Origin of the sequence: Microcoleus asticus IPMA8, from assembly GCF_013179805.1 — a bacterium.
Classification (GTDB): Bacteria; Cyanobacteriota; Cyanobacteriia; order Cyanobacteriales; family Microcoleaceae; genus Microcoleus; species Microcoleus asticus.
Genome location: NZ_SRRZ01000003.1, coordinates 19,420 through 32,925, shown reverse-complemented (window position 1 = coordinate 32,925; position 13,506 = coordinate 19,420). Strand labels below are relative to the sequence as shown.

Annotated in this window: 12 protein-coding genes; 7 read left to right on the top strand and 5 right to left on the bottom strand. The window is 46.6% G+C overall.

The window, feature by feature from the left end; translation table 11 throughout:
- Positions 1-123: 123 nt before the first annotated feature.
- On the bottom strand, positions 124-915 hold the full coding sequence (locus tag E5S67_RS01380; RefSeq protein WP_172184725.1) for an LmeA family phospholipid-binding protein: 792 nt from the start codon (positions 913-915) through the stop codon (positions 124-126).
- A 599-nt stretch (positions 916-1,514) separates the two neighbouring features.
- Here E5S67_RS01380 and E5S67_RS01375 point away from each other — a divergent pair.
- The gene (locus E5S67_RS01375; RefSeq protein WP_172184723.1) at positions 1,515-2,309 is read left to right on the top strand and encodes a pseudouridine synthase; all 795 of its coding nucleotides are present in this window, start codon (positions 1,515-1,517) and stop codon (positions 2,307-2,309) included.
- The gene (locus E5S67_RS01370) at positions 2,306-3,187 is read left to right on the top strand and encodes a helix-turn-helix domain-containing protein (protein ID WP_172184721.1); all 882 of its coding nucleotides are present in this window, start codon (positions 2,306-2,308) and stop codon (positions 3,185-3,187) included. Before E5S67_RS01375 ends, E5S67_RS01370 begins: the two co-directional genes overlap by 4 nt.
- A gap of 386 nt (positions 3,188-3,573) precedes the next feature.
- On the opposite strand, the gene malQ is transcribed toward E5S67_RS01370, so the two are convergent.
- From malQ to E5S67_RS01350, 4 genes are all read right to left on the bottom strand, one after another.
- The gene (gene malQ, locus E5S67_RS01365; RefSeq protein WP_172184719.1) at positions 3,574-5,082 is read right to left on the bottom strand and encodes a 4-alpha-glucanotransferase; all 1,509 of its coding nucleotides are present in this window, start codon (positions 5,080-5,082) and stop codon (positions 3,574-3,576) included.
- A gap of 467 nt (positions 5,083-5,549) precedes the next feature.
- Positions 5,550-5,675 carry a photosystem II protein Y gene (locus tag E5S67_RS01360; RefSeq protein ID WP_172184717.1) on the bottom strand — a complete coding sequence of 42 codons (126 nt, stop codon included), beginning with the start codon at positions 5,673-5,675 and terminating at the stop codon, positions 5,550-5,552.
- Positions 5,676-5,877: 202 nt separating this feature from the next.
- Positions 5,878-6,636 (bottom strand): MinD/ParA family ATP-binding protein, encoded by a 759-nt coding sequence (locus E5S67_RS01355; RefSeq protein ID WP_172184715.1) that lies wholly within the window; start codon positions 6,634-6,636, stop codon positions 5,878-5,880.
- 71 nt (positions 6,637-6,707) lie between these two features.
- Entirely contained in the window at positions 6,708-8,498 is a 1,791-nt protein-coding gene (locus E5S67_RS01350) for a CHASE2 domain-containing protein (RefSeq protein WP_172184713.1), read from the bottom strand.
- 338 nt (positions 8,499-8,836) lie between these two features.
- Between E5S67_RS01350 and E5S67_RS01345 the strand changes: the two genes are divergently transcribed.
- From E5S67_RS01345 to E5S67_RS01325, 5 genes are all read left to right on the top strand, one after another.
- Positions 8,837-9,574, top strand: coding sequence for a DUF928 domain-containing protein (locus E5S67_RS01345; protein ID WP_172184711.1), 738 nt, complete (start codon positions 8,837-8,839; stop codon positions 9,572-9,574).
- A gap of 138 nt (positions 9,575-9,712) precedes the next feature.
- A complete protein-coding gene (locus E5S67_RS01340) occupies positions 9,713-10,447 on the top strand; it encodes a DUF928 domain-containing protein (protein ID WP_172184709.1) in 735 nt (244 codons plus the stop codon).
- Between the two features lie 230 nt (positions 10,448-10,677).
- Positions 10,678-11,472, top strand: coding sequence for an HAD family hydrolase (locus E5S67_RS01335; protein WP_172184707.1), 795 nt, complete (start codon positions 10,678-10,680; stop codon positions 11,470-11,472).
- 408 nt (positions 11,473-11,880) lie between these two features.
- Positions 11,881-13,098, top strand: a complete 1,218-nt coding sequence (locus E5S67_RS01330; RefSeq protein WP_172184705.1) for a DNA double-strand break repair nuclease NurA — start codon at positions 11,881-11,883, stop codon at positions 13,096-13,098.
- Positions 13,099-13,242: 144 nt separating this feature from the next.
- The gene (locus tag E5S67_RS01325) at positions 13,243-13,461 is read left to right on the top strand and encodes a hypothetical protein (RefSeq protein ID WP_172184703.1); all 219 of its coding nucleotides are present in this window, start codon (positions 13,243-13,245) and stop codon (positions 13,459-13,461) included.
- The last annotated feature ends 45 nt before the right edge of the window (positions 13,462-13,506 follow it).

Below are 13,506 nucleotides of genomic sequence, written 5' to 3'. Positions count from 1 at the left end.
TGAGAATTGGGAAGGGGGAATTTGGCATTGGGAATTGGGAATTGGGTATGTATTCCCAAGCTCTGCGTGGAAGGTTAAAGTCAACAGTCAACAGTCAACACTCAACAGTCAACAGTTAACTAACTAAGGCAAAACTCTAATTCTTCCCCGACACACAATCTCCCCCGGACTCAAAATCAACTCTTCAATCTCAACTTCCGGTCCAAAATCAATTTTAAAACCATTGAAATCACTGCCCTTTAATTCTCCATCCATTTCGATTTCTGGTGCTTCAAACATCAATTCGCGACCGCTGGCCATCCGCAAACCAGTCCGCAATACCAAAGGAATTTGCCTACCGCCAGCGCGCAAAATTGTCGCCGAAAGCGTTAACAAACCCGCCTCAATAGCAATCTGCGAATTTTGCAACTTCAGCGACTGTTCCCTATCTGTCAGCGGCAGCATTGGCAGCAAAAATTCGCTCAAAGCATCAGCAAGCAAAGGCGCTTTCAGCGACGCATTCAAATCCGCTTGACTGAGCCTCAAAACGCCTGTCACGGGAACGGATTCCAGGAGGCGCAGGGGTTGGCCTTTGAGAGCTTGACCGAGGTTGATGCGAATGCCGCAGCCCTCTATCGCAACTTCTGTTAGGTGTAGTCCTTTATACACAGCACCGCGAGCGGCAGCCGTGACTTTGGGGATCGCACCGCTGAAGATTTGTCGATCGCTCCCCTCAATTTTCACCTTCAAGTCGTCCACCTGCTGAACTTGCGATCGCAGCCACAACTGCACCGCCGGAGACAGTACCGCGCTCGCGATCCGGCTGCCTTGACTCGGCGAAGGTCTCCCCGGCTCCTCGCCGAGATTAACAGTCCCACCAGAGCCAGCAGCGCCATCTCTATTGTCAAATTGATGAGAGTTTCGATCGACAGTCATAAATAATTTCAGAATATAAACCTTAATATTCAAGCACAGAAATTTAACTAGAACTTGCGCGTCAGGCCTCAAAAACCCCTTTGATTCACAGATATATCGCCGTAAACCTCATATTTTTATAAGAAACCGGGTTGATGAGCTCAACTCCTATTAACTCCAAAACCAAGCAGAAATCTCGCCTCAGCAACGCCAGAAGCAGCAAAATTATCACCCTTTCCCCCCTTGGGATCTTTCCTTAGTTCGCGAGTTGTGCGATCCCCAGGAAAAATTTGCGATCGAGCGTATAAATTTAACCAGCAGTACGGGATTTATGGTAGTGTTGGTTTAGGGTCTGGTCAGACCCACACCTCTAAAACCAGTCGCAAACCCACGGTGCAAGCCTGTTCCTGCGGCGAGTCTTTTCCTCGTAGTTTTTGCGCAACATTCAGGGTCATGCCATCAGGACAATTCTTACAGGGCGTAACGCCCCCTAAGGATTGGTCGAGGATTATAATTTATTCCCAAGCAGGAATTGAGCATTGCCAGCATCGGTTAATCAATTAACCTTGTCGTGTTTCCTCCCCCACCGCTCGCTCGTTGGGGGTTTCCACACTCCCGTCATGTCAGATGAAAGGCTGCAAAAAATCCTCGCCCAGTGGGGCATTGCCTCTCGCCGTCTTGCAGAACAGATGATTGTAGCTGGACGAGTCCGAGTTAATGGCAATATTGTTCGCTTAGGAGAAAAAGCAGATCCCGATCGGGATCTGATCGAAGTCGATGGAGTCCCGGTAAAACCAACGGATCGACCGTCACAGGTTTATCTGTTGCTCAATAAACCGGCAGGCGTCGTTTCTACTTGCAGCGACCCCAGAGCCCGATCGAAAGTTCTCGACTTGCTGCCGCCCCAACTGCGCTCGGGTCAAGGCATCCACCCCGTAGGACGCTTAGATGCAGATTCCACCGGTGCCCTCTTGCTCACCAATGATGGTAAGCTGACATTTTGTTTGACCCATCCGCGTCACTCGATCGCCAAAACTTATCATGTTTGGGTGCTCGGCGATCCCCCGGAACCCATACTGGAAGCGTGGCGTCACGGCATTATCTTGTCAGGCAGAAAGACTTTGCCCGCGAAAGTGAGAGTTCTCGATCGCGCGCGAGACAAAACTCTGTTAGAAGTCATTCTATCAGAAGGCAGGAACCGACAGATTCGGCGAACAGCCGAGCAGTTGGGATATCCCGTGGTGGGGCTGCACCGCACAGCGATCGGCCCGATTCAATTGCAGCGGCCCGAATTGCCAATATTGCCACCGGGCTGCTACCGACCCCTAGAAGATTCGGAAATTATTTATTTATGGAATCTAGTCAACCTAACATCAATAAGCGTGCCAGTAAAATCCCAGGAGCACAGCATATGACAAAGAATTTATTGTTTTTATTCTTCAAAACAACTAAGAAGAAACTGCACTCCCAAGAGCCAGAACCAGCTCAGAAGAAGCTAGCGGAAATAGGGGCTCAACTCCGCCAGTACCGCGAACAGCAGTCGATTTGTTTGGACAAAGTAGCTGTGGTAACAATGATTCGGCGGAATCTGCTGCAAGCCATCGAAGACGGTCAACTCGACCAACTTCCCGAACCCGTGTACACTCAGGGTTTGATCAAGCGCTACGCTGAAGCAATGGGTTTGGACGGAACTCAGTTTGCCGACTTTTTCCCGATCGAACCGCCAGCCCGATCGAGAACCAAGCTCTCCTGGCAAGATGGGCCTCAGTTGCGCCCGATGCACCTCTACCTCTTTTACACATTTCTAATTATCTGTTCGGTCAATGTCTTATCTCAGTTGATGGGCGGTTCTGTGACCGCTAAAAACGGTGCGGGAGCCAAAGAACTAGCGCTTGGGCAGCAAGAACAAGCACGTTTAGCTGCTGAGGGATCGAGCGCCTCACAAAATCAGAAACCGGATAGTTACGCCGCTGTGGAAGCAGCAAGAACAGGTCAAAATTTAGATAAATCTGGCAATAAACCAGTTATGGTTAGCGTCACTTTTAAAGCCGAATCGTGGATGCAGGTTGAAGTCGATGGCAAAACAGAGTTTGAGGGAATTTTGCCTTCAGGAACTGTACGCACCTGGCAGGCTCAAAAGCAATTGGTAGTTGTAGCTGGTAACGCCGGCGGGGTAATGGTTGCCGTCAATAACGGACAAGCCGAACAACTCGGAGTTCCTGGAGTCGTCAAAGAAGTAGTTTTTAAAGCAGACGACCTCAAGCCTGCAACACCGCCAAAAAATGAAGGGTAAGTGTTAATGGGTAATCGGGAATAGGTAATGGCTGGCAGTCCACGGCTTTTAATTAGAATGTCCGTCTTTATTGACTCATTACCAATTACCAATTACCCATTAACAATTACAAATTAGATCGATTCCGGTTGCATCGGAATAGTCAAATCCAGTCAACAGTCAACAATCACGGATGAATGGTGCAAACGGAATCGATCTAATTCATCTGCGTTAATCTGTGTTAATCTGCCCTCATCTGCGGTTAAAAAAAGTTAATTTCTCGGGCCGCAGATGACAATCGATTGACGCAGATTCACGCAGAGGTCGAGAAGAGAGATATGAATAATTTTGATGCTAACAGATTTGATATTACCCATTAACAATTACCAACTACCCATTCCAGACGATCAATTTTTATTTGGAGCGCGACCGGAGATGTAAGTCATGGTTTTGAGCCGATCGCCCACTTCCCCATTCAAAGCTTCGGGCCGATACCGCCATCCCCAATTTCCCTCTGCTTTCCCCGGAAAATTCATCCGCGCGTCCGTACCCAAACCCAACAAATCTTGATACGGCACAATTGCCATATTAGCAATAGAAATCCAACCCATGCGGATTAAAGACCAGTGGATTCCTTGGGGATCGATGCAGCCCAAATAACGCAAAACCTCATCTCTTTCGTAGTTTTGCAGTTGATTGAACCAGCCGACAGTCGTGTCGTTGTCGTGGGTGCCGGTGTAAACTACGCAGTTGCGATCGTAGTTGAAAGGCAAAAAAGGATCGCCAGGGCCCGCGCCGAAAGCAAACTGCAAAATCTTCATTCCCGGAAACTCGAATCGATCGCGCAAAGCTTCTACTTCTGGAGTAATTACCCCTAAATCCTCAGCGATAATCGGCAAGTTGCCAAACTTCTCGTTAATTACATCCAACAAAGCTATTCCCGGCGCTTTAATCCACTCTCCGTACATCGCAGTTTCTTGCCCGCGTTTCACCGCCCAGTAAGCCTCAAATCCTCGAAAGTGGTCGATCCGAGTCACGTCTACATAAGCGAAAATCGCTTCAAAACGCTGCACCCACCACTCAAAATTATTTGCTTGCAACTTCTCCCAATTGTAGACGGGGTTGCCCCACAATTGACCTGTACTGCTGAAGTAATCAGGGGGAACTCCGGCCATTAAAGCTGCTTCTCCTGTGGCTTCATCCAAGCAGAATATTTCTGAATGAGACCACACATCCGCGCTGTCGTGAGCTACATAAATCGGAATGTCTCCAATAATTTTAATATCCCGCAGGTTGGCATAGCGTTTCAACTCCGTCCACTGGCGAAAAAACTCAAACTGGACGTATTTGTAGTAATAAATCTCAGCACTTAGCTGCTGGCGCCACTTCTCTAGCGACTCGGGTTCTCGACGGGCAATTTCTGGTTCCCAATTGTTCCAGCTAACACCGCCAAAGTTGTCTTTTAGTGCCATAAATAAGGCGTAATCTTCCAGCCAACTCTCTTTGCTTTGGCAAAAAGCTGAGAATTCTTTTTGCTGGATCGGCGATGCTTTGGCTTGGAAGTTTTCGCAAGCTTTTTTGAGCAAAGGCACTTTCAGGGCGATCGCCCGCTCGAAGTCTACATAATCGAGCGGAAATTCTGGTAAATTAGCGAAGTCTTCATCGGCGAGCAATTGGTCGTCCCGCAGCAGTTCTGGGTTGATCAGCAGCGGATTTCCCGCCATTGCTGAATAGCACGAATAAGGAGAATTGCCGTATCCTGTCGGCCCCAGCGGCAATACCTGCCAGTATTGCTGGTCGCTCTCTACTAAAAAGTCAATAAAGCGATATGCTTCTATTCCCATGTCCCCAATGCCAAATCGACTGGGAAAGGATGTGGGGTGGAGTAGAATGCCGCTCGATCGGGGAAAAAGCATAATCTATCTAAAGATATAGGAATTAAACATTGACAATTTGACCGATATTCCCTACAAGTTAAACTTCGCAGTTTTTAGGGCGATTGTCAGGGCAAATACTTTTGTGATTGTCTCATATTTTCTGCGGGAACGTGCTTGCCAAATATTTGTTTTGGGTTCTACTCACAAGTGTAGAGGAGAGCCCAAAACATCAAAATCTGAAGTTACGCGATCGCCTCGCGAATAAACCGGGTTCTTGTACCGGGGATCGCCTGCTGCAAAGACGTCTTTTTGTCAATTGCACCCAGTTTATGGCAAGCTTTTTAATATAACTTTTCTTTTGCTTTTGCCCCATCTCTCTGGGGCCGTAAATTGCCCGCTTGCCAAAAATCAGCCATTAGTTCAGCAGAGCCAATGCACAAATCAGCCGGCTGTTTTTGTATCTCAATAAACAGTCGGCTGCGGGATTACCTGAAAAGAGGCTGAGTTTAAGCTTGCTTGTTCAACAATTTCTGCACTTGTTTGAGAGCTATAGTGCCGACGTTGTACGCAGCCCAGCCGCCCGCCAACAATACGGGCAGCAATACTATTAGTATGCGGAAGTCAAAATCCATGAGTTCTCCTCCTAAAGTTTTTTAACAAATTCTCATAATCTATTTGTATCTCATTTTGTCGCCATTCTCCTGAGTCTTTAACCAAATATTTTCGCCTTTGAAAGTTCCTCCGCCGGCAGCCGGATACGCAGGAGGACATCGCTCGGGAGGAATTGAGATCGAAACTCACTCTTGGGCGGGCGATCGACATTCGCTGCACCAATTATCCCACAATCTGTTTCGCAATCCCTTCCACCACCTTAGTTAGAGGATCTTTAGGGAAGTGCAGGGCAAACACCCCCTTGCTGGCGAGAAGCATCATCTTGTCGCTGTGGGGCAGCACCCCTGCAACTGGGATGTTGTAAATACTCTCTACTTGCTGCTTCAAATCCTCAAAATCTAGGGATTCTGGGGCTTTGTTGATCGTCATCAAAATCTTGGGAACTTCTAATTTGCGGGCCACATCTACCGTGACAGCCGTGCCCTGAAAATCTTGCTGATCCGGACGCAGAATCAACAGCAGGATGTCGGAAATGGTGATGCTGAGGAGGGTTTCTTCGTTGAGCCCCGGGTGCGTGTCGATAAATAGGTAGTCTAAGTCCAGAACCTCGATCAGTTCTTGAAAGCCGTCGGTAAGCAGCCCCACATCGTAGCCTTCGCGCAAAACTCGCGCTATCTCGCCTGCTTTAATGCTTGAAGGAATCAGGTAGAGGCTGCCGTTACTGGCTAATTTTGGCAGCAGCGAACTCACATTGTAGGCCGTATCCGCCATCGGACACCGGCCCCACAGGTAATCGTTCAGGCAGCGATCCATGTTGCTCTCGCTGAAACCGAACAGCACGTGAATCCCGGGCGATTGAATGTCTGTGTCTACAATGGCGACCCGCTTGCCACCGCGAGCGATAATAGATGCCAGGTTTGCTGTCGTGTTCGATTTGCCAGTTCCGCCCCGGTAAGAGTGGACAGAGATGATTTTGGACATGATCTGCGTATGAGGGTAAGAAACGGCGAGAACCCATTATGATGCAATTCTCGATGCAGTCGAGTTCTCTGTCATTCTTCCTTGTCCCCCAAATCCTCCTTGTCTGTTAAACTATCCATTTTTTCATCTTTTATCCTCTTTTCTGCGCCCCTGCGCTCCCGCATCTGTTTGGCTTTGGCTTGCAAATCGCTGAACTCGTCATCTGGTTTGGTTTCGGCTAAACTAGCACCGCCGCCCGCATCGATCGGGGTAACCGTTTTTGAGCCGCTTTCCGATTCAGTCACGGCGGCGCGCTGCTTCTGCTGTGTGGCTTTTTCCTGCAACTGAGCTAAGTATTCATCTGCCTGACTTTGCCCTTTGGCAAGCTCTGCGTTACTAGCAGTTATTTCTTGGGGATCGGAAGGTGCTTTTTCAGAGGTTTCTTGTTTGCTAATCCTCAGTTTATCTTTCTTTTGCTGCAATTCTTTAAAGAAATCAGATTCTGTGATTTCTGCGACTTGCTGTTCTTTTTTGGCTTGGTCTATTTCGATTTTGAAGGCTTGTTTTACTCGATCGCTAATTGCTTTTCCGTATCCGGCTTTATTAAATCTGTCTGCTGATACTATGCTACCGCCAGTTACGATTAATGCTAAGGCTGGGGCTGCCACAGGCACCCACCCTCCCAACAGAAAAATCCCAAAGCTAATCGCGCAACACCCAGACAGTATTGCTCCGAATGTCACCGCCAACCGCACTGGGTGAGCCATCCGCGATGCCAAGGTTCCTCCCACAATTGACCATGCCGCAATCCACAAGATTTCTCCCCATTCCGGCCAAAACCAAAACATCGGTCTGTTGTCTAAAACTGTACTCAAAATTTGGCTGACTACTTGTGCGTGTGCCACAATACCCGGCATGAATTGCTTACTTTGCTGTCGCCCACTGTAAGGAGTATAAAAGAAATCTTTAACGGTTTCTGTGGTATAACCGATGAGCACTATTTTACCTTTAACTAAATTCGGGTCAACTTTCCCTTCTAAAACATCCGTAATTCTGACTTGGTTTGCCACCTGCTGCCTCGAACGATAGTTAATTAATATTTGATATCCTCTGGCATCGGTATTTCTGTATCCTCCGTCATTGCTTTCTAATTTTTTTAATTGGGTTTTTCCCAGCCATAAAGATTGATCTGGTGCCAGTTTGGGAGAGATTTTTTGTCCTTGCAGGTAGCGGAGTGCTAGCTGGAGGTTGAATGAAAATAAAACTTGAGAATTGTCATTACAAAGATGTTTTTCCACCGAGGATTTGCCCTCTATTGTCGGCGGTTTCATAAATAATAAAGCTCTGCGGAGTATGCCGCCCGGATCGACTCCGAAATCTGCAAATCCTACCCGGTTTTGTGGCAGCCCCGGCGCAGGCGGAGAACCGGGATTATCCGGGCTTCCGTCGGTGACTAAACATACTCCAATAATTCGATCGCTTTTTTGTAAAATTTTGGTTAATTCCTCGCGCCCGTCTCCTAAAGGTACGTCTCGCAGTACATCTAAACCGATGACAGCAGGCTGCATTTTTTCGAGTTTTTGTAATACTTCAGCTATTTTGCGATCGGATATCGGCCACTGTTTCAATTTCTGAATGTCTGCTTCGGTAATCCCCACAACTAACAAGCGCGGGTCTGGCTTTTCGTCGGGACGCCATCTCAGCATTTGATCGTAAGCGCTTAATTCTACTGGAGCGAGTATTCCTAGCTGTCTGGCCCCCATCAAGGATAATGTTACTGCCGCGCTGGCAATTAATACAGACCTAACCAATGTTAGTGATGGTTTATACATTTGACTCAATTGAGCCGCTGCCGATCGAATTTTGTTAGATATTTTACTCATTATCCCAGCATAAAAGTTTGACTCGTTTCTGGAACAGCAGTTGTTTCGCCTTTGCCCCCTGCCGGAGACTTCCTCCATCTTAGAACACCGGGAAACTCCGACCGCTTTTTAACAAAATTTTACAGTTGACCGCGATATACTGTATGCAATTATACTGGCGACCTAGGTGGCATGATTTTTCGGACGGAGAATCCACTTGCCGATCGAATTAATTAATGTTATTGATGATATGTCAAGGTTCCAATTGTGTATCTGCGCCCTCGACTAGCCGCTCAAAAATATTTGTCGCCATCAGCGAATGCCTGTGTTTGCAATATTATAGTGAAAGGTACAACAAAATGAAACGTTTTCTACATCGGGCTACACTTGCGGTCGCCGTATCTGCGATCGCAGCTACCGTCCCCAGTTCACTTGCACCGATGCGGGCACAATCCCAGCCGCTTCTGCTGAGTCAAAATGTTAATTTCCAGCCTCCCGACGTAACAGCCCCCGGCAGCCGACAAGGAGGGACACATCGCGGCAGCAAGCTTTGTCCGGCGGGTTTATCTATTACTCCTTTAGTACCTCCAACTAATATCGGTTTAACCGTAACAGAGTCTCCCACCATTTTTGTCTATGTTCCTCAAACGTCAGCAGAAATAGAGTTTACTTTGTTGAACGACAACGAGGACAAAGTGATCTATGAAAAAACTTTTAAACTTGACAAATCCGGGATTGTGGGAGTGAGCATTCCTGCCACGGGCAACAACAAATCCCTTGAAGTTGGTAAGCGATACGTGTGGTCGTTTTCGATGGTTTGCGACCCCCAAGACCGATCTGCTGATTTAGTTGTTAAAGGGTTCGTGCAGCGAATTGAACCGCAGGCAACTCTCAAGAGTGATTTGGCAAATCCCGACCCGATGACTAGGCTCAACGTTTACGCTAAAAATGGGATTTGGTACGAAACTCTCGCTACTTTAGCCCAAATGCGACGCCAGACACCGGGGGATGCGAGGCTGACAGCTAAATGGACGCAATTATTGCAGTCCCAAGGACTGGAATCAGTTGCAACTCAACCGCTGGTTGGCCCTCTTTAAATCTCGCTATTTCTTGAAGTTTTGTCGGTCTTCCGATTGCGATGTAAAAATTGACAAATTTACCCGATCGCGCGAGGTTTAAACTCCGGCTTAACAGTAGAGATGCGATCTCTAATATCTCTACAAGTTGGTGAAAAAATGAAACGTTTTCTACATTTTACTGCACTGGCGATGGCTGTATTGGCGATCGCCGTTACTCTCCCCAGTTTGGTTTCACCGATGCAGGCTGTGCCTGCACCAATTCTGCTGAGTCAGAATGTTAATTTCCAACCCCCAGATGTCACAGCCCCCGACAACCGACAAGGGGGGACGCATCGAGGCTGTCAGTTGCGCGAAGGTTTATCAATTACTCCCTTAATACCTGAAAGCAATATTGGTTTAACGCTAACAGAGTCGCCAACATTTTTTGTATATGTTTCTCAACCGGCGGCTCAAGTAGAGTTTGTTTTGCTAAACGAAGATGAATCCGAAGTAGTCTACGAAACTACTATCAAAAATGACAAAGCCGGAATTGTTGGAGTTAGCATTTCTGAGAAAGACAAGACAAAAAATATTGAGGTTGGTAAGCGATATGTGTGGTCGTTTGCACTAGCTTGCGATCCTCTAGAGCGTTCCGGAGATTATATTGTTAAAGGATGGATTCAGCGAATTGAACCCCAGGCAACTCTCAAGAGCGATTTGGCAAATCCAGACCCGAGGGCGAGGCTGATTGCTTATGCTCAAAATGGGATTTGGTACGAGACTCTTGCTACTTTAGCCCAAATGCGGCGCATCGCACCCGATGATTCGCGGCTGACGACCGAGTGGACGCAATTGTTGCAGTCCCAAGGACTAGAATCGATTGCCGCTCAACCGCTAGTTCAGTCTTTTTAATAACCACTCTTCACCAATCATTGGTGAGTGTGTGCATACTCAATTCTTCAATTATTCAATCCAATGACCGAAAGCAGCCAGGGTACAAGCTCCCGTCTTTATCCTGGCACAACAAAAAAATAGTATCCGATAACAAGTCCCAGGATTCATCAGTGATATCGCTTTGTTCAATTCTCAAATTCTTCAATTCTTCAATCCAAAATCTAAAATCTAAAATCTAAAATCGATTGATGGCTAATAACTTTCCGACAATTCTGGCTCTTGATTTTGACGGTGTAATTTGTGACGGACTAATCGAATATTTCCAAACAGCTTGGCGTACCTACTGTCAAATCTGGAAACCAGTCGAAACAGTGCCAGATCCAGATTTAGCTTTGAGTTTTTACCGAGTGCGGCCCGCCATCGAAACTGGTTGGGAAATGCCGCTGCTGATCCGCGCACTGCTGACAGGAATTACGGAAGAGCAAATTTTGCTGGAGTGGCCGAATATAGTACCGCATTTATTGACCGAAAATAATTTGAAAGCGCAGTCTGTCGGCGCTATGTTAGACGGATTGCGCGATAATTGGATTGCTGAGGATTTAGCTGGGTGGCTGTCTTTGCACCGCTTTTATCCAGGGGTAGCCGATCGCTTGCACTCCTTGCAGGAGAGTTCGGTGAAAGTGGCGATAGTCACTACAAAGGAAGGTCGTTTTGTGTGGGAACTTTTGCAGCTAGCAGGCGTACAAATGCCGTCAGAGTTAATTTTTGGCAAGGAATACAACAAGCCAAAACACCAAATTTTGCGGGAATTTTTGGCTGCGTCTGCCAAAGATTCGACTATTTGGTTTGTGGAAGATCGGTTAAAAACTTTGCTGTCGGTGAAGCAGCAGCCGGATTTATCTCAGGTGAGGTTATTTTTGGCTGATTGGGGTTACAATACTTTGCCAGAACGGGAATCTGTAGCGCAAAATCCACCAGTTCAATTGCTTTCTCTGTCGCAGTTGGCCGGAGATTTTGCCGATTGGCTGCCGAGCGAATGTTGATCTTCAATTTATTGGCAGGTGGGATTGTTTTTGTTTTTCAGAGTCAAAAAAACTCACAAATTTTACATCTTTTTTGTTGACTTTTGCGGCGAAAACATGGTATTTTAATATAATGGGATGGTGAAAAAAAAATATTATTTTTCCCACCATCCCATTATAAAATAAATATAACAAAAATCACCCAAAAAAGCAAGGATATCGACAAAATAATGTTTTTTTGAGCGACTATTGGAGGTACTAATGACCTCAAAAACTGTTTTTTTTTGCTATTTCTGCGGGCTGGTACGAAGTATTTTAGTTTATCAGACCGCGTGTATGACAAATAACCAAGCTTCGGAACCCAAAAATTGAAAAGTGTTTTGATAATTTCTCAGCTTGAAAGCTTTCTAATATTGAAACTTAAAACCAATGCTCGATTTAACTAAAGCAGCCAAGGCAATGCAGGGAATGAGCCAACATTTGAATGTGGAAGCTCACGCGGCTCGCCAGCGTTTGGAAGTGGCTCAGAATTTGCTGGTAAAGGCTGCAGCGGAACAGGGAAAATTGGTGGAATTGCAAGAGAATTGGCGCGATCGCACTTTATTCAATGCTGCCACGCCGATCGAGCCATTGTCCGATCGCACCTACATCACCGCACCCCCCTCCGCTCACACAGTCTTTGCCACAGACGGCTCGCAAATTTCCCCCAACCATCACGAAATAGCCTACTGCTACTTGCTAAACGTCGGCACAGTTATGCTGCACTACGGGCAAAGCCGCCACCCAGTTTTAGACAGCGTACCCGAGGTTTTCTACAAACCCGAAGACTTGTACGGTTCGCGACAGTGGGGAATTAGAACCGAAGAATGGATGGGATACCGGCGAGCAGTTTCCGAAGCAATTGCTTTAGCAGAAATGGGCTGCAATTGGGCAAAAGTTAACGACAATAAATTGCCCGCGCCAGCTTTAGCAATGGTAGACGGTTCCCTGATTTATTGGTTTTTGGAACAGTTACCCACCGAAGCGCGCGATCAAATTTTGCTGCCAATCTTAGAAGCTTGGGACAAGTTGCGTTTAGCAGGAATTCCGCTGTTAGGATACTTAAGCGCTTCTCGCAGCAGTGAAAGCTTATCTTTTTTACGGTTTGAAGCTTGCACCCACGAAGTACCAGACTGCATGACAAATTGCCCGAACGTCGGATTTGCCGCCACAATTTCTTTCGCCGACAAAGCACCTTGTCAAGAATTTGAACCCTTGCGGGATGCCATCTTGTGGGCAACAATCCTGTCACCGGGACAAAGAAGCCCTTTGTGGAAATCGCAAGCTCGAATTTTAGATTTGTACGGTCTTAATTCCGTCTATTTCTGTTACGTTCACGTTGGCACAGAAATTGCTAGAATAGAAGTGCCGGAATGGGTAGCACAAGATATAGCACAGCTAGATTTAGCATTAGGAATGATGCTGGCTCAAGTACACAAAGGCGGCGGGTATCCGGTGACGCTAGCAGAAGCTCACAATCAAGCGGTAGTCACGGGGGGCGATCGAAGTCGCTTTTTCGCTTTGTTAGAGCAGCAAATGATTAAAGCAGGCTTAAAAAATGTGGGAATTTCTTATAAGGAAACACGGAAGCGCGGCAGTATTGCTTAAAGTAATAAGTAGAGTAATCTTGGACGCAGAAACCGGGTTATTACGGAAATACTGCATTTAAGCCTTTAACACAGATAAAAAACCCGGTTGCTTTGGTATTGCTGCGTAAGTTATGTAGAGTTAAAATAAAGTTAAAAATGTTATATGCCAATAGAACTAATTATCTTAATTGCTTCGTTACTTGTATCTTGGCTAGTATTTAATTGGGCTTTTAAAGTATTGAAAGCCAGCATCGGTACAGCGATTGCTTTAGCAGCAATTGTGCTGGCGATGCAGTTATTGTTTGGCATCGGGCCCAACCAGCTTTTTCAACATATAATTCACCTGCCGGAAACCCTAGGAAAAATGATTTCGGGCAAGTAATCCGATTTTTTATTTTTGATTCTTTTAAATACCCGACTTCTTCCA

Coding starts and splice junctions, on each gene's coding strand:
- E5S67_RS01370 (WP_172184721.1), top strand. CDS start 2,306: ATGACAAAGAATTTATTGTTTTTATTCTTCAAAACAACTAAGAAGAAA.
- E5S67_RS01340 (WP_172184709.1), top strand. CDS start 9,713: ATGAAACGTTTTCTACATTTTACTGCACTGGCGATGGCTGTATTGGCG.
- E5S67_RS01345 (WP_172184711.1), top strand. CDS start 8,837: ATGAAACGTTTTCTACATCGGGCTACACTTGCGGTCGCCGTATCTGCG.
- E5S67_RS01325 (WP_172184703.1), top strand. CDS start 13,243: ATGCCAATAGAACTAATTATCTTAATTGCTTCGTTACTTGTATCTTGG.
- E5S67_RS01360 (WP_172184717.1), bottom strand. CDS start 5,675: ATGGATTTTGACTTCCGCATACTAATAGTATTGCTGCCCGTATTGTTG.
- E5S67_RS01330 (WP_172184705.1), top strand. CDS start 11,881: ATGCTCGATTTAACTAAAGCAGCCAAGGCAATGCAGGGAATGAGCCAA.
- E5S67_RS01355 (WP_172184715.1), bottom strand. CDS start 6,636: ATGTCCAAAATCATCTCTGTCCACTCTTACCGGGGCGGAACTGGCAAA.
- E5S67_RS01375 (WP_172184723.1), top strand. CDS start 1,515: ATGTCAGATGAAAGGCTGCAAAAAATCCTCGCCCAGTGGGGCATTGCC.
- malQ (WP_172184719.1), bottom strand. CDS start 5,082: ATGCTTTTTCCCCGATCGAGCGGCATTCTACTCCACCCCACATCCTTT.
- E5S67_RS01335 (WP_172184707.1), top strand. CDS start 10,678: ATGGCTAATAACTTTCCGACAATTCTGGCTCTTGATTTTGACGGTGTA.
- E5S67_RS01380 (WP_172184725.1), bottom strand. CDS start 915: ATGACTGTCGATCGAAACTCTCATCAATTTGACAATAGAGATGGCGCT.
- E5S67_RS01350 (WP_172184713.1), bottom strand. CDS start 8,498: ATGAGTAAAATATCTAACAAAATTCGATCGGCAGCGGCTCAATTGAGT.